Origin of the sequence: Marinagarivorans algicola (assembly GCF_001292705.1) — a bacterium.
Classification (GTDB): Bacteria; Pseudomonadota; Gammaproteobacteria; order Pseudomonadales; family Cellvibrionaceae; genus Marinagarivorans; species Marinagarivorans algicola.
Map to the genome: position 1 here is coordinate 11493 of NZ_LGAK01000061.1, position 17758 is coordinate 29250.

Sequence of the window (17758 nt, forward strand, 5' to 3'; positions counted from 1 at the left end):
TCAATAATGCGTTGACTTGATATTGATGATCATTACACGGCTTAAGTGTTTAATTATTGGCGGCCATAAAAAAGTGACTGCTATCTTTCAATAGCAGTCACTGCGCGGGGTTGAATTGAATATTTGCGAATGGCAGTCTCTATTCAGGGCTGCCTTTGCAGGCATGCTTTTTGTGCTTATCGATAGTATTGATCTCTATCGACCTCGCTACCTGATTTCATTTTTCGCCAATGCATTTTCTTGGTGATATTATCGGGTATGGGTAACTGGGTGATGGGTGTTTGCCCAGAGCTAATTGTGGGCTCACCTTCTTTATTGATGTAGGTTGTGATATCACCAGCATTAAGCGCGCTTTCATATTCATAATACTCGACAGTTTTTGATGTGCCTGGTTTATGATTTTTTAAGCTTGGTAATGCTCCTTCGCCATTAAATAAATCAATGGCATAAACGCGAGAGTCTCCGGTATCTTTGGTGCAAGTGGCGCCATCAATAATACTCGGATCATCCAGATCAGCAGGGATCAGCGTTGAAAAATATACCTTATTACTAGCAATCAAAGGTAACCCGAAAGACTTTTCGCCACTAACCTCTAGTGCCTTAGTTAGTACTACTGTTTTGTATAATTTGCTGTTTTCGGTTATTTTTGTTTTATCTATATCACTTTCGGTGATTTTATCGACATCAATCATTTTATTACCCAGATCGCGATGAGTAATTGGGTAAGGTGAATTCTTAATCGTTAGGCCAGCATATAGATCCAGTGGCTCAGTATCGCGAATCAGATAAAAGTAATTCTTACCATCAGTTTCAAAGGGGTTCTCACGCCATCCAGATGCTAAGGCTACTGCAATATAGTGCTTAGAAATTAAGCTATCTTCAATGAGTGCAATTGAAGGGCCTTCGTGAAAGCGCCGGTTTGCTTTATTGTGCTCTCGAGTTTGACCGGTTACACCAAACTTGCCTAGGGTTGTTGCGTCACTGATTAACTGATCAGCTGAAGTGTTTTTATTGTCAAGATCTAGGCGAAATACTTGGCCAGCTAAATCTGCTGCATAAATATGATCGGCAAAGCCGTCCAAATTTAAATCAAGTACAGCTAGACGCGCAGGGATAGAATAGCGCATATCATTATGCTGCTTACTACCTGCACCGCGAGCATCAGATGAAACCCAAGCTGCGACTTCGCCAGCTTTATCGCCCTCAGCATAGATAAGGTAAATAGCATTGCCTAGCATACTACCGCTGGCACCAGGATGATAAATAGGATTGGTACCGTTGCTCGGCGGATCGTATCGTGTATCGTAACCCCCGCCAACAGCCATTAATACTTCAGGCTTATCATTAATTTTGACATTAATTAGCTCTGGTTTCGACCATGTTTGGCCTAGCCGGGCTAAGGCAGGACTTGAGGGTGTTTTACCATCGGCACTGCCATGCGCTTTAAAAATAATCTTAGGGTTATCAAGATCGGTAATATCAAGCGCATAATAAAAATCACCACCGCGTCGCATACCACCAAATAAAGCTACTTTATCGCCGTCGGCTGCAGAGATAATACCGTCTTTTATTCCTTTATTATTGGCTTTATCTTCTCGCCAAAGTGTCCACTGACCATCAAGTCCAAAGCTTAAATCGCCTTGACCATAAGCGCTAAAATCTTTAATCTTATCAAGCAATGGCTCAGGATAAAATCGAAAAACTTCTTTGCCATCCCATGCAGTAAAAGCATACAATGCACCATCATTGGTACTAATAAATACGCGTTCTGTAATAGCATTAATATTATGTGAATTACTCAGTGTGCTGGATATGGTTTTGTAGTTGACCACAAAGGGTGATGAATGTAGTGCCGCTCCCATCCATGGACGTAAGCGATCGGTGGTATTAATTTGTGCTGGCGTAGGAGGCAAATCTTCTACAGGAATAGAGTTTTTCATAAACTCCCACTCACGTCCTTTGTGGTCAATACCTGTAAGCCATTTAAACCAATGTGTAGTGTCTTCTTGGGCTTGGGTAATATGCTTAGTATTACCGGGTGTGCGTCCAATCATTGCGCGCGTATATAAATATTCTTTAATTCCTTTTTCGCAGCCTGCTACTTTGCGCAGCGGGCTATTACGGCGTAATGGCGTGTTACAGTTACTTTTACCTTGGCCAAAATCTGTAAAAATAGATACATGATTACCTGTGCGTAAATTAGAAGCTGCGCCACCTAATAATATATTGCTACCATCGTTAACATTTGACCAAAAGCTAGAAATCCCATCATTAAATTGGCCTGTTGTTAAGTTAATAGCGGCTTTGTTATTTTGATCGAGTACTTGACTTTTGCCATTTATTTCACCAAGTTTGTAGCGTTTTAAATTACCATACCAAAATTTACTGCTGCTGGGCCTAAAGAGTGAATAGCTCACCATATTCTGGTGGGCAAAAGGGTTAAAATTATCAACAGCAATGGTGGGGCTGGCAAAAGAGGCGGAGTTAGTGGCTGCAACGGCAATTTTTTGAATAGCCTCTTTAATTTCGGCTGGTTTTTGTGCTAAATAAAATCCACCACCACTAGACTCTGCAAGAGATTTAAGTTGCAAATTATTACGACTTAAATTGTTTTTAGTAGAGCGATCAGCTAAAAAACTAATAACATGAGTGGTAGTATTATATCTGTCCTTAAGCTTTTTAGAAATGGCCTGCATGCATCGCCAAGCATCACCGTTAGAGCCTTTGGCGTTATCAGTGCAGCGGGGGTCAGCACCCACTGCGTTCATATTTTCGGTTAGATATCTTCGCATCCAGGTCGACATTTTTAAGCCATCGCGTACTTGGTTGCTGCCAGAGGAGTTAATGGGAAAGCCATCAGTAATTAAAATAATATGTTTTTCGTCACCTGTACAAGCTAATGCATTATCGTTAGGTCCTTTATAGCGCAGATCGCCTTGTGCAGTAATAACTTCTTTTGCGCAGGCGTCGGTAAAGCGTCCAAATTCAGGCCCATATAAATCCATAGCTTTTTGGCAGTCGCTTTTGTTTCTGCCATCAATGCGCCTTGGCGTGATAATACCGCCCGTAAAACTGTCGGGGTGAGAAATGCGATGGCTTTGCAAGCGCGTCCAGTTACCGCTTGAGCCTCTAGGAAAGTTAAGAATCGAATGAAAACTATTATCGGCAGCATAAGTACGACTTGCTGCTGTAACAACTGGTTGCGAAGACATATACATGGCGGCTTCAAATATAGCGCCTAAAGTGGGCGTTATACCATTACTGGTTACCGCATAGATTTCTCGTTTTAATATATCGCGTGCAGTGAGTGGCCGAGGTAGGCCTCCATCAATAATAGTGGCTGTACCGGATTCATCGGTGGCCTCATCACCAAGTGCTTGCACTGGACGAATTACGGCCGACCCCGGATAAGAAAAAGTCGATAAGCCAACATGGAAGCTATCAGGCCATGCATCGGGGCTATCGGGGTTAATAAAATCCATTAAAATGTCTTTGACTGACTTCATCCTAGCTTCGGGTTGGGCGTTGGTAAACACCCCTGTATCAATAATACTGCTTCCAGTATTAATGACTTTACCACCGTGGCGCATCATACTGGCGCATTCCTTGCCATTAAACTCTGGTTTGCTGGGATCGCCTGAACACCGCATGGAGCCTGAGGTATCTAGCAATATAAGAATTTTGGGCTCAGATTCAACAATCGATTCTTTGTAAAGATCAGTATCAAGGCTCCAGGTTATGGGGCAGTAAATCAATGCAAGCAAGCACATCATTTTTTTAACGGACATTTTCACACCTCGTATGACGCACATTACTGTGCTCTAATAAAATTATTTCTGGGGCCAAATTTTTGCCAGTGCAGGCGGTTTTCACTTGCAAAGTTGACACGTTTTTCGGGTGCATAAAAGCTTGCACCCTGAGTTTCAAAATGTTTGTATGAAAAGGAACGTACGTCGTAACCTGTAGCAATAAGATCACCTAAATAGCGTGTCTGCGCTGCCGAAAATAAGGTATTACCATGTGCTGTAGAGTACTTTCCGTACGAGTCAAAAGTGTCTTTTCGAGAGCATTTTTCAGGAATGAAAGCGCTCTGCGATAAGCAGTCATATTGTACACCGGCTAATACTGCTTCTAGGAATCTATCGCTGGTAATGTCTTGCCCCTCCAAGAAGACTCTATCAATTACTGATTCGGCCGCTTGAAAGGTTCGCTCGGTTGCGACTTGGTTACTCGCTAGGCGAGTATAAAGCGTGGTACTTTTGATACTATGAAAGGTTAGAGTTGACATGACTAAAATTAAAATCATAACAATTAATAAAGCGGCACCTTCTGAATGCTTTAATTTTGATACGCTCACTAAATGCCTGCTTTTTTTATTGGGATAATGTGTTTTTTTATGTCTCATGGCTTTCTCGATATTTTTTCTTAAAACTTAATGATATTTTTATGTTTAAGTCATTATTGCTTTGTGTTAAAAATTAAAAACTATTGAGATTTCCATTTCTTAATTTAACAGAAGAAAAAAATAAGCGTCTTAAGTGCCCATCATTAAAATCAATTTTATTATAACCAGTACCATTCTTAAAATTACGATCTAATACAGACATACGATAATTTTTAGGAAACTCTTGTGGCGATCGTGTTGAGCTATTACTTTTAAGTAAAATAGCAAAACGTATAGCGACAATTCGCTGAGTATGATCAGGTAGTGACACATAGGTATTTGGTTGGTGAAAGCCTACTTCGCCACTGGCGTTGGTATCTATACCGTATTGAATTTGAAAGGCTTCAACTCGACTAGTGATTTGCTCATTGTTGCCAGCGCTATCGGCGCAAATTAGTTGGAACTTGTCATTCACATAAATATACTTCCAGTGGCTGCTACCCGAAGGTGCGGGCCATATATCATTACCTGCGCAATTTTCACCATCCGTTAGCAATAATACAACTTGGTCAAAATTATTCATTTTTCCTTTACCATTAATGGTGTATTGCTCGCCCCCACCTTTCTGGCCTGCTGCGTTAGCCTCTTTGCGTTTTACTGAAATCAAATTGGCACCATCGGCCCCTCGTATACGTATAGCAGGCTGCGCGAGGTTTGTTTCAGAGTAGCCTGCCAGCATAAAACTTTGACTTAATGATTGCGAAGCATAGCGACCCTCTTCTTGTATGGAGGCAATACTTTGTTGCAAATTGTATGATAATGAGTTGTTAATAAATAAATTAAATACAGCGCTCAAAACAATACTTGTAATTAGCATTGAAATCATAAGCTCGATGAGTGTAAAACCACTATTTTTTGTGCATTGCTTGATCATATGCGATCCTTAAATAGTTCAGCCATGTTCGGGAATGAAATCAATGATGACACATTGTGACGTGCCGCTAAACTCATTAGCCTGAGTCGTACCGTCATTATCAAATAATCCAGTTCCGTCATTCAGAGGGTTGCATTGCTGTGTTGTGGTATCCATCCAGGCAACAATGACGCACGATGCATTGCCGCTAGTAGTGCAGGGTGAACGTAGTTCAATAGAGCCATTAAGCAGCGGCATGTGATTTTTAACATAATTTTTAATTAAACTAATATCGGCTAATGCCATATCTTTTGGCGTGCAATTTTTTAAATTTTTATTTGAGTTTGAAAAGCAGTTTGCATTAATTTTATTGCTAGGTTTCCAGTGAGCGGCTGTTTTGTAAGTATCCCATCCATCAGGGTTAACGCGTACAAATTCAATAATATTTTGTGCAACGACAAGTGCTTGGCTTCGTGAAAAATTATGCTCGCTTTCTTTAACCGTTTTTACCCAATAATCTCCAATACCCTTTAGAGCTATTGCCATTACCAGCATAGAAACCAAGACTTCAATAAGTGCAAAGCCTAACGCTTTTTTAGCATAATAATGGTTAGTGCAATTAATAGTGCGGTAATTAAGGTTCTTCATATTAAATGGCATCGCAAGTGCTTCTAGTGGCTTGTATATTACCTGACGCAGCTACAGCTACGCAGTAAGGATCTATTTTTATACTGTTATGTTTTACTTCAAAATTAACCATAGTGTTAACGCGAGCGTTTTGATTAAATGTGATTGTATTTATTTTACCTGTACGACTATCCGCACTAATAGAGACCTCATTGCTATTCATTGGATAGCGTTTGAAAATTTCCTTTGCCCCTGTGGCTGGTATAAATTCAATATTCCATCCCTTAGACCAGTTGTTACCATCGATAGTCGTTATTTGATAAGTGCTACCATTGGCCAATGCTTCACTGCGTGCTAACTGAATGCTATCGCTAAGATCTTGGGTAGCGGCTTTAAGTTTTTGCTTGGCAATTAATGGCGCCATAGAGGGAGATGCAATAGCGGTTAATATGGCAAGAATACTAATGGTAATCATCATTTCAATAAGCGAAAAGCCGACCTTGAATGGCATCTTTTGAATTGCTTGAATGGATGCATTTTTTGGGGCTTTATGAAGTACTTTATTCGGTACTGTATTTAGCACTGCATATGACGCTTTATGTGACAAGATACACCTCATGGCTTAGTCTAGCCGGCTAAAAATTATAGCCGCTTAGTCAGATAGGCTGATATAAAATTAGCGGACATAAGTATTTAATTGAAATGTTTTTTTGATCTTACAATATACTTAATACCGTCTTTATATTCTTAGTGTAAGTAAGAAAACATTACTATTAAATATCAATAAGATGGACTGCAAGAGTGTTAGATTAGCGGTGGTTGACGGGGGGGGATGCGCTATTTTAGTGATTTATACTTTATTTTTTATTCGAATTGCCACTTTGCTAGCTTCTCTAATTTTAGGGTCGCTATGAATTTTAGGCTTTATAGGTATCATTTAATTTTTATCGCTATCGAGCAGTATTTCCTAGTAAGGGCTTGAGTTGGGTTATAAACAATCCTTTTCACCTAAAGATTTGTCGCCAAATTCCCAGCTATTATCACTAGAAAATTGGATATCGCCGCATTTGTCATTTTTTTGATTGCCCAAGGCAACGGCAGTAATTGTATAAGCCGATCCGTCGTTAGATACATCAATTTCATATTGATAGTAGGTAAATTGGCTACTTTTATAGTTATCAAAACTTGTATACGACATTAAGCTAGATCTTGCACGCTCTAAGCGTTCTGTAAGTGAATATATTTGACTGATACCCTCTTTACGGTGAGCTTTAAGAATATAGTTGTTATAAGATGGGATGCTAATAGCTGCTAATATGCCAATAATAACAATCGTTATCATCAGCTCGATTAGGGTAAAGCCTTGCATTTTTATAGAAGAAAGCTGCTTGACAGATTGCGATAATATGGGCAAAGACATAAATAGCCTAACGATATAATGAATTACCCCTAGAGTATCGAGTAGTCTTGGTTTGTTTTCCAGCAAAATAAAGGTAACTACAGCTTTGTTTCTATCAGTGGTATTGATTAGTGTATAAACGGAAAAGCACATAGCTCAATAATTGAACTGATAGCATATTGCTGATAATAAAAATTTAATGACGTATATAGCTATCAATAAGAGTGTAGATTCGATAAAAATACCTTTTTAATAATATAATGTTATTAAATAAGTGTTTTCTATATGTTTTTATGTTGTTTTTATGTGTACCGAATTAGGTGCTTATGAGTTATTGTTTGAGTCGCTCGCCCCGCCTTTCTGTCATGCGTTACTACCTTGTGTTTGTCGGTTCGATTCTCTAAAAGCCTTATCGAGCGAAATTATGATGGTGTATATTCAGATGGCACGTTAAATTGGGAGGTGGGTGATCAAATTGTTATCGCCAGTTCGTCAAAGAATTATAAGCATGAATAAGTGCGTACAATTACCGCGATGGCGGACTTGGGTAATACCAATACTCAGCTGATATTAAATAAGCCCTTGGAGTATCGCCATTTGGGTGAGCGAGAAATCTACGGTTTAAATGGCGATAAGCGAACTATCGAGATGCGAGCGGAAGTCGCAATCTTGAATCGTAACATCAAAATTCAAGGTGTGGCATCGCAAGGTACCGATATTCATTTTGGCGATCGCGCGCGTTTTGCTGCAGGTATGGCGCAAGGGGTGGGTGGCAATATTATGGTTATGGCGTCGGCAGGCCGTGTAATCCTTGATAGTGTTCAGCTTGATGGTATGGGGTAAGCAGGGCGTGTAGGTCGCTACCCCATGCATTAGCATATGGTGGGTGATCGCCATACTGCTAGTGTTGCTAGTCGAAATATGCATTTTGTTATGAGTAACTCTTCATACGAAGATGATGGCTCGGCATATAATATGAGCTTTATGGCTAATGCTGGCGGTCCAAATTATGCACCATTAGGTAAATCCGCTCCTTTTGTTATTTACGATAAGGATGGCACTTTAACCCGCCATGTGGGTGGTAAAGCGGGTTCCACAGTTATCCCTAATCATTCGTATTACTACAATACTCAAGACTTTAAGCCTGCGAGTTGGGGTGTGCGGGTTTCTAATGATCGCTATGCATTAATGCGTATGGCTAATGTGGGTGGCTCCGATACTGCATTTAGAGTAACAACCCCTGACGGTGACGTGGCAACTAATAAGCCTAGCAATAATCAGTATGCAGGTACTAATGCCTTAGTTAAGCTTAATGATGGGCAATATACTGTTAGCTTTCCCAATGGCCTTAATTCAATTTTAGATGGCTTTGATATTCAGTTTTTTATTAGCGCAGGGCCTATCAGTGGCTCAACAATGGTTAAATTTTCTGGTATTGGTAATTACTTTAAAGTGAGTAACCGACCGCAAGTTAATAACCTTAACAGCCTACGCGCGGCAAAAGGCACATTTTTTGCGATTGCGGGTAATGATTTGTATGTGAAATTTTTTACCACCAAGCAGTCTTGGTTCAAAACACAATTTAGGAAAAAATAGCGTAAGGTAAAAAATTTATTTTTAGAATGCAGTGCAGATTACAGCGTCCATAACGGTACTTTTTTGTGAAGAATGTAAAATACTTAAGGTGAGTGGCTTTTTCCTGTTCATGCTCCTTATGTGATTCGAGTCGACTGGATAGGCAGTTTTTGAGTATTTTTCCGTAAAAGGTCACGCCTCTTGTGAGCTCATTAGATTTTGCCACACTATGCCTAAGTTATTACCGTAAAATGATATAAAGATTAAAATGCGCTAAATAGCATTTTTTTTGCCAATTTTTAAAAGGCAAAAGCTTAGGTAGGTATGGCAAAAATCTAGTATTTTGTATGTTTGTTAACCCGTCACAGCAGGAGGCATTTTTTTCGAAACTTTTGGCTTTCGTTCTTGGCTTAATCCTACGCCGATAGAGACGATAGCGATGGCAATCCACTGGCTCATCACCAAGCGTTCACCTAATAGCAGCATTGAAAAAATCAATGAAAATACGGGTAATAAATTCGAATAGCCTGCAGCCGTTGTCGCTTTTACATACGACATAGAATAATTATATAGACCGTAGGCCCCTAGCGTGACGACTAAGCCTAAATACAGTAATATGCCTAAAGTTGATATTGAAATATGTGCAGGCCAATCGGAGAGTAACGCCAGCGGTAAGAAAAATAGGGTTCCCACAAAGCTTTGCAGGGCCGTCAATACAAATGCAGAATAACGCGAAATCAAATGTTTCACTAATAGCGTATAGCCAACTGCCATACACATCGCTAAAAACTCTAAAAAATTACCTAAGGCAGCATTGGGTGCTTGGGCGCTATCTTCACCGGTAACAGTCATCCAAATGACACCCGACACAGCAATAAAAAATCCAATCCATTGCCGCAACGAGCTACGTTCGCCCAAGAAAAAGAAGGCAGTAACAGCAACCATAAGAGGCAGCATGGATGTCACCATACCAGCCTGCCCAGCACTAGTGTATTGCAGTGCTTGAGCTTCAAACATAAAGTAAAGGCATGGCTCGAAAAGCGCCATGCCCATTAAAAGTTTCCAATCACCGGCTTGGTAATTAATGCCGTGTCGCAGCCAAGGCCACATCACTAAAAATGCAGTAGCACCAATAGCCATACGAATAAAAACGACCACCATAGGTGCTAGTTCAGTAACCGCTACTTTTAGAGCAATGAATGAACTGCCCCATAACAACATGGCAATAAGCAACGCTATGTGCGAACGCAATACTAATCTATCCAAATCTAAACTCCACATCATAGGCAAGCAGGAAAACCGTATTACCTCTATAGAAAGTGCAATTTAGCAATCAATAACAGTAAGACAGGACTCGAAATCAAGCCATTCAAAAGATTATAGCTAGCGATAATTTTTATCATTGAGCTAGGTTAATAACAGGCTTACCTCTTAGGGAAGATACCTACTAAAGTCAATTTTAACGTATCATAACGCCAAAACACAAACGACAGGCATATTAATATTGTGCTAAAACATAAAATAGAATAGCAGCGGATAGGCTTAGCGGCCAAGCAGTCGCCGATGACGTGAGTGGCCCGGACAATATTCATTAGCGCCCAGTCTGACCCCCTTGAATAGTTACGATTAATTTTGATTAAGCTTTGAGTTTTTTTGCGTTGCTGTAGGAGGCATGATAGTCGCGATCAGTCGATAAATTCAGAAAGCGATTATAAACAGTACGATCTATCATATTATTAAATTGTAGTGAAGCTAGCGGTAATGAATAGTAAATCAAAGCAGTAGTATTCAGCCCTACTTGGGGTGCTCATACCGCACTCTTAAATACTTAAGGATCTTTAGGGTGAAAAGTACAGTGTTGTAGATTCATAAAAATAGCAATACTTGAAGTGAAGTTGGTGGTATGACTGCTAGATGTATTATAGCTAGCAATCATTGCTTTTTTGTTTTTGGCTGCATAAAGGTTGACTAATATACAGATCAGCGGCGGTACGCGAGCGAGAGTTATTTGGTTATAATGATCATTTATTATTATCACGACACCTAGGATAGGTGTATAAAGGAAATTATATGAATACAGTTTTGCAAAAGGAGTGGTGTGTTTTAGCGCTTGCTTTGGTTTTCACTGCAATTAGTGGTTGCGGCAGCTCTGGCTCTGGTGGCCAGTCTGATACAAACTTCAGTAGCTCGCAGTTCGTGGCATCTAGTACTTCTAGCGCGATACTTTTTAGCTCGAAGTCTGTATCCTCTAGTACCTCTAGTACCTCTAGTACCTCTAGTACCTCTAGTACCTCTAGTACCTCTAGTACCTCTAGTACCTCTAGTACCTCTAGTACCTCTAGTGTCTCCAGCACACCGCCTGTTACCTCAAGTAGCTCGAGTGCGCGCCCGATTCCGCCCAAGCTTACTATTCCTGCTGTTATTGAGCTGCCTGAAAATACTCTTTTAGAGTATCAGCTGAGTGCTCAAAGTGAGGGCGCGGTAACGTATGCACTAGTCAACTCGCCTGATGTTGCTTATTTTGCCGTAGATGCCGATACCGGCATGCTCACCTCAACAGTTGAGTTCGATTATGAAAACACCTTAGATGCAAATAGCGATCACGATTACCAGCTCAGTATCAATGCCATAAGTGCATCAGGTTTGATCGCAACTACCGACTTAATTATTCGCTTAACGAATGTTAAGGACAATACGCTTAAAGTGACCTTTCCTACAGAAGGCGGGAATGTTGGCGGTGGCGAAGACTTTTTTAGAATCCGTGGACTATTGCTTAATGAAGACGGTCAAAAAGTGATAGAACGCGAGGGGCTGGTTGTTACCATTGGCGAGATAACGGCCGAATTTTCCGCCACAGACCCAGCACAATGGTTTGCCGATGTGCCTATAGTACAGGGTAAAAATATATTGCCTTTAAAACTCGGTAGCTCAAGCCATACCGAATTCGAAATGGATTTTACTTTGTGGAATACGGCGGTTGTTAATTCAAATACTTTTGACTTATTACAGTACTCAAGGGCCGGCTATTTAGACTCAAGCACCGACGCGATAGGCTATAAAAGTGGTAAGCTATTTTCTGTTGCTGCTGGTAATAAAGCCATCATTATGCGCGACGATAATAATGTGCAAACAACGATATTTCGCGTTAAAGATTACGCAGATCAATTGCCCCAACAGTGCCAATATATTTATAGTCTTAGCTATTCGGAGGTGTATAACCAGATTGTTGCATTGTGTGGTTATACAAGAAGTAATCCTTTATTTGGTGTGTCGATGTTATTTACCTTTGATATAGCTGAAGGTATTGCGGAGCCACTAGATGTCGATATTAGCGTTAATTATAAACCACAAATGCGATGGTTTAATGAAAACACTTTATTGGTGAGATCCGCAAGAGGAAAATTCATTGCATATCACTTACCCAGTAAACATATCCATGAAATATCTATTAAAGAGCCCAATGATAATACTTATGCTATCTATACAAGGGCTATGATTGATAATAATGCCATTTATATTAATAGAAATGATAGTACTTATATTATTGATTTGTCTGATATCGATTTTTTAGCGAGTGTTCAAAGCGAAATTGAGCCGAGTGTTTTAGAGCGTCCAATCAACGGCTATATTATTGACGGTACGGTTTATGACTTGTCTCCGGATAACACGGTATCTATCGTTACTTCATCCGGTGATTTTCAGCCGATATCAAATAATACGATTGGCTCTGGGCCTTTATGGGAGCCAGATCATATAACGTCTTTATTGGCGTATACACGTAGTAGTGTCTTTGTATTGGATAAGACTCTGGGTTCACTGTATGAAGTTGAGCTTGCAAGTGGTAATCGTAAAATTATTAACCTAAAAACCGATGCTGATGTATTGCTGGTAGGGGATACCTTTGGGGATGTATCGGTGAGCCCTGATGGTATGAAAATAGCATATTTTAATGCTCAGAAAAGTTCATTGTCTGTGTTTGATACGAGTACATTTACGCTGCTTGCTACCTATGACTTTAGCCAATATGCTAGTTTTTTTACGACGTTTAGATCTGACCTAGCTATCGATTGGGAGAATAATAACTTTTATTACACGATTAACAATGGCTTTGGAGGTACCGATGACCCTAGTGCCAATCATTTAGTTAAGATAAGTATGACGGCGAATCCTAAATTAGAGGTGTTAGTTACTGGTCAGCAGCTTAAAACCTTGTTTCGCCATGTCAGTACAACAGCCAAATTTAACTTAAATGGTATTACCGTTGATGACGTAGGTAAACTCTTTGTTAACTATGCTTACCAGGTTGAGCAAGACCCTAATAATTTTATTGAATCGGGCGTTATTGAGTTACACACAAAAAGTCATAGTCTTGTAAATTATCTAGCCTTAGATGAGGGCTTTTCTTTTTTCTCTCGTGCAGGTCTTGCCAGTCAAATTTTTAATAATGAGTTTTATGTGGCGCTTCAAATTAATGGCGTAGGTTACTTTGGTTTGGTTAATACAAATGATTTTGCTCTTGCGTTAGAGATACCACTGAAAGAATACGATCGAGTCTATGACCCTGTGATGCATCCAGATGGCTCACAAATTTATTTGATCGGTCATCGAAATTTAGACTTCGAAAAAAACTCCAATACTGACTCTTCAGAATTGATTGCTTTTGATACTCAAACGCAAGAAGTAAAAGTGATTAGTTCTCAAAGCAAGGGGCGAGGAGTACTTGGTTGGGGCGCCTACACGATCAATGCTCAGCGTGATGTGTTGTTTGCGTCTTTAAATAATTATTTAATAATTATTGATCCTGACACGGGCGATCGTGCGTTTGTCTCCAGAATTGATACGACACCACCTAAAAACAATACTTCCAGTTCGGCTTCTAGCCAAAGCAGTTCAATGAGTAGCTCGAGCGTGATTGAGCAAGCCTCTAGTGCGCCGGTGAGTAACTATGAGCAGCCTCAATTAAACCTCCCCTCAAGTATTACACTCAAAGAAAGCACCGAGTTTAGCTTTCAGGTTGATGCCCAGATTAATGATGCTGTAATTTATCAGTTAGCGATTACTGAGGATTCTCACCTTTTTAGTATTGATAAATATACCGGTAAAATCTCTGCCAAAAAGACATTTGACTTTGAGAATGCCCAAGATGCCAATAGCGATCAAGTTTATAGGCTTACCGTTAATGCCATTGCGCACTCGGGTTTAAATACTTCAGCCAATGTGAGTATTCACATTGAAAATATTATAGAGTACTCATTAAAAATAACTTTTCCTCCAGAGGGATCTAATGTGGGCGGGCTAGAGAGCGCATTCCACGTTCGTGGTGTTGTGCTTGACCTTGACGGGCAACCGGCTCTTAACCAAGAGGGTCTTAAAGTAACGCTGGGGACACAACAGGCCCAATACAATGCCGCTACTGGGGAGTGGGCGATTGATGCACCGATTGAGCATGGCGAGAATATTTTAAAGTTTTCGGTAGGGGGCAATACCAATATCGAAACAACGGCCACTTTAACACTGAATAATACTTCTATTGTAACTAATCCTATCATGTGGGCGTACGATGCCAACATGGAGTATGCTTATGCTATTGCACAAGGTGATGCAGCGGTTGTAAAAATCAATTTATTAACAGGCGAGCAAAAAGATATTTGGAGTAGCCATTTTTTAAATACTGCTCCTACTGGCTGTCAAAGTATTAAACAACTAGCACTAGTGAGCGGTGGCGATAAAATTATTGCTTCATGCCATATAATAATTGATGGAAAGCCTGTCAATGAAGGTTTACTTGAAATCACATTAAGTGATAATAGTGTGCAGTATATTGAAGGTATATCGACAATCAATCACGAATCTTCATTTGTTACATTAACCCACGAGTTGACGTTAATACCTTCGGGGGTCTCAGATTTTATCATTTATAATCATAATACACAGGCCATAAAACCTGTTAAATCGACAGTGATTGGTGACAAAGCGCTGAACTTTTCTAGTGCCCGTCCTGTAGTTAATGGCCATAATATTATTATGCTCAATGAGGGTAATGATACTGTTAGTTTTAATTGGTATAGCCTTTTAGATGCTGACTTTGAAGGGTCTGTGGTGCTTGAAGCAGGTAGTCAAACATATTATCCGGTGATTATTGATAATGTAGGCTACCAAGTTATAGGCGCGGATATACAGGCAACTGACTTAACCACTGGGGATCAACAAATGGTAATACCCCCGGCGGGGGCGCAAGCTCTAACGTGGCAAATCTATGCGGCGTTCGATGAATATTCTAATGTTGCAAAATTGCGTGCATTACCCAATGGTAGTTTTTTAGTGGCTGGTGGGGCTCAGACTAATGATGCGGTTGTCGTCAATCCAATCACAGGTGTCCGCACGACCTTATTGGCCACTTTACCTATCTCGCCATTGGCAGGCGAAATTATGCTATTTAGCAATCCATCTAATACGCAGATAGCCGCTTTTAGTGGTAATACGCATGAGCTCTTAATTATCGATACGGCCTCATTTGAAATAATAGAGCGCTATGATTTCAGTGAGTACAAAGATATTTTTGGCTTGCGCTTTTCATCATCGGCTTTAGATTGGGATAATAATATCTTATACAGTACGACTCTACCTAGTTGGAGTGGAACCGATATTGATGAGGCGGTTCACTTAATGGCGATTGATCTTAAAGATCAATCAATGACACCATTATTAACTACGCGTGACTTGCATGCGTACTTCGGCACTACACTGGGTAACCGCTACCGCACCGGCGGGCTTGCGATTAATACTACGGCTAGTACGATCACTTTTTCATTATTAAGTACTCATCAAGACGGTAGCGATAATAATGCTACGGGGATTTACATCCTTGACTTAAACAGCTTATCTATTATTGATCGTGTAAACCATGGCTCGATATTATCTAGTAATAACGATGCGAGTTATATAGCGAGTGATCACGATAACAATATTGCGATCACGCAATATTTTGGCGGTTATTTACAGTATCTACCTGAGGGGGAGACAACGTTTGCCCCCGTCTTAGATGAGCAAATACCTTATGCGCATACTTATGAGGCGACCCTTGATGCTAATAATAATAGAGTATTTGGTGTGGGTGAATTACCGAATGACCCTGCAATCCCTTTTGTCGCCAAGGTGTCTGAGATTTATGAGGCTAATATAGTCACAGGGGAGCATCGAACTATTGGTTCTTTATCAGTAGGTCGAGGTATTTATGCCAGTGAAGGTCCGCTTTATTTTGAGCAAAATAATACATTACTCATAACAAAAGCGAATCACCTCTTTATGATGGATATTGATAGCGGCGATAGGGTAGTAGTGCCTTTACAGTAACAGTGCAGCAACAGGCGAATGAATTAAACACTAAAGAATAAGCTTAACTTTTTGTACGTAAAGCTTATGCCCGTAAACATTAAGCCCGTGAGCGCTAACAGGCGTTCGCGGGCTTAATGTTATTATTTTGGTAGCTATATCAGAGGTCCGGAAATCGGGCGCTAATGAATCATTTACTGGGCCGCTCAAGCCATCCATGGTCGCTATATAAGCGCTCCCGGCGCTTAAATGCCCAGAAAATAATCCATCAGCACCCTATCAGGTGATGTTTTTAGCTTGGCCGAATAGTTACATTATTTTTAGGGTGTGACTGTTGTGTTTGTGTGGTCGTTTATATGTGCCGGTATTTCAGGGTGTGATCGGCAGTTATTGCGTTTTTCGCATTTGGTTAAAACGGTGGGCCAGTTTTTATTGGCCATTTCAATGCTTTCGGCAAGGTCTTTTTTGAATAAGCGAAAAGATATCGAATTATGATTGAGGTATAACTTACCTTCGTGAATTAACCAGTTGTCGGGTCTAATAGATGTTGTAAAATTTTTACTCATCGCAAAAGAGCAGTAGCCACCGTATTGTGGTGCATAGGCTTCAGGGTCGGCTTTAAAGCGTTCAAGATTTTGTTGTGAGCTGAAGTACCATGCGACATTATTCCACACAGTGGCGTATTCTTTCTTCCCTTTAATTGCTCTGGCACCCGGTGGCAGGGTAAAGTAGGCCACTACATCATGGCCGCGAATAGCGCCTTTATCGCGATAGCTGTTATACAAGGGGTTAGCCGCAAAAGCGTAGCTAGATAAAAGAATTGACACTAGTACTAATATAGACCCACCAAACTTTAACATAGGATACCTCTATCAAAAATTGCATGAAAGCAGTGGCACGGATGGTAGCAGCTTTAAAAAATAATTAATCACAAAAACATAAAATTTGTATCAATTATATCAGTGCAATAAATGTGAGATGTGCGTAGCCTATGGTTGTAGTGAAAGGGTATTTAAATGCGCACCGCTTAAAATACTGCCCTATAGCGCTCTGTTATATCGGTAAGCATCTTTATTTATAACTTTATGTTATATGCTGGGTGTGCTGGTAACTCCCCGAGATAAAAACATCGAACGCTAATAAATTATTAATTAGGTTGCTTAAGTTATAGGCTATTTTACGCCTTGCGACAGCTACCCCGAACAGTCAAATTCATGCACTCAGAGCTAAAGGCCTTAAAGGTTGTGCAGAACTGTATAGGGTTTATCGATTTTTTTAACGTGTTTATAAAATTTAAAAATATTAAAATAGTATTTTTTAGTGCTAATTCTGGATTATTATTTATCGATTGTACTCGTAAACCTTGTAATGTGGTCATAAAATATCGGTGAGGTTTAATGGTTAAAGTGCAGTCGATAAACGGAGCTTTAACTGAGTCGTTAATATTGAAATACTTCGAACAGTTTTAGGCGTTATAATAAGCCCAAAATAGTCATGTGGATTGGCAAGGAGATATCTTTGGGGAGCC

The 17758-nt window shown here is 40.1% G+C and carries 11 protein-coding genes; 3 read left to right on the plus strand and 8 right to left on the minus strand.

Going from position 1 to position 17758, the window contains the following annotated elements; genetic code table 11:
• Positions 1-176 precede the first annotated feature (176 nt).
• From AC438_RS14955 to AC438_RS14980, 6 genes are all read right to left on the minus strand, one after another.
• Positions 177-3788: a pilus assembly protein gene (locus tag AC438_RS14955; RefSeq protein ID WP_162230763.1), complete on the minus strand. Its 3612-nt coding sequence runs from the start codon at positions 3786-3788 to the stop codon at positions 177-179.
• Positions 3789-3811: 23 nt separating this feature from the next.
• Positions 3812-4357 carry a pilus assembly PilX family protein gene (locus AC438_RS14960; protein WP_054113960.1) on the minus strand — a complete coding sequence of 182 codons (546 nt, stop codon included), beginning with the start codon at positions 4355-4357 and terminating at the stop codon, positions 3812-3814.
• Positions 4358-4478: 121 nt separating this feature from the next.
• Entirely contained in the window at positions 4479-5318 is an 840-nt protein-coding gene (locus tag AC438_RS14965) for a PilW family protein (RefSeq protein ID WP_053982069.1), read from the minus strand.
• An 18-nt stretch (positions 5319-5336) separates the two neighbouring features.
• Complete coding sequence (gene pilV, locus AC438_RS14970) at positions 5337-5945, minus strand: type IV pilus modification protein PilV (RefSeq protein ID WP_162230764.1); 609 nt, start codon at positions 5943-5945, stop codon at positions 5337-5339.
• Between the two features lies 1 nt (position 5946).
• Positions 5947-6531: a GspH/FimT family pseudopilin gene (locus AC438_RS14975; protein WP_054113957.1), complete on the minus strand. Its 585-nt coding sequence runs from the start codon at positions 6529-6531 to the stop codon at positions 5947-5949.
• A gap of 381 nt (positions 6532-6912) precedes the next feature.
• Positions 6913-7344, minus strand: a complete 432-nt coding sequence (locus AC438_RS14980) for a type IV pilin protein (protein ID WP_053982072.1) — start codon at positions 7342-7344, stop codon at positions 6913-6915.
• A 495-nt stretch (positions 7345-7839) separates the two neighbouring features.
• On the opposite strand from AC438_RS14980, the gene AC438_RS14985 reads away from it, so the two are divergent.
• Together AC438_RS14985 and AC438_RS14990 are read left to right on the plus strand one after the other, a co-directional pair.
• Positions 7840-8166 (plus strand): hypothetical protein, encoded by a 327-nt coding sequence (locus tag AC438_RS14985; RefSeq protein WP_053982073.1) that lies wholly within the window; start codon positions 7840-7842, stop codon positions 8164-8166.
• A gap of 90 nt (positions 8167-8256) precedes the next feature.
• A complete protein-coding gene (locus AC438_RS14990) occupies positions 8257-8919 on the plus strand; it encodes a hypothetical protein (RefSeq protein WP_156317107.1) in 663 nt (220 codons plus the stop codon).
• Between the two features lie 333 nt (positions 8920-9252).
• Here AC438_RS14990 and AC438_RS14995 read toward each other — a convergent pair whose 3' ends face one another.
• Positions 9253-10164, minus strand: coding sequence for a DMT family transporter (locus tag AC438_RS14995; protein ID WP_202904777.1), 912 nt, complete (start codon positions 10162-10164; stop codon positions 9253-9255).
• 804 nt (positions 10165-10968) lie between these two features.
• Here AC438_RS14995 and AC438_RS15000 point away from each other — a divergent pair.
• A complete protein-coding gene (locus tag AC438_RS15000) occupies positions 10969-16251 on the plus strand; it encodes a cadherin repeat domain-containing protein (protein ID WP_053982075.1) in 5283 nt (1760 codons plus the stop codon).
• A 299-nt stretch (positions 16252-16550) separates the two neighbouring features.
• On the opposite strand, the gene AC438_RS15005 is transcribed toward AC438_RS15000, so the two are convergent.
• On the minus strand, positions 16551-17090 hold the full coding sequence (locus AC438_RS15005) for a YHS domain-containing (seleno)protein (RefSeq protein ID WP_053982076.1): 540 nt from the start codon (positions 17088-17090) through the stop codon (positions 16551-16553).
• Positions 17091-17758 lie beyond the last annotated feature (668 nt).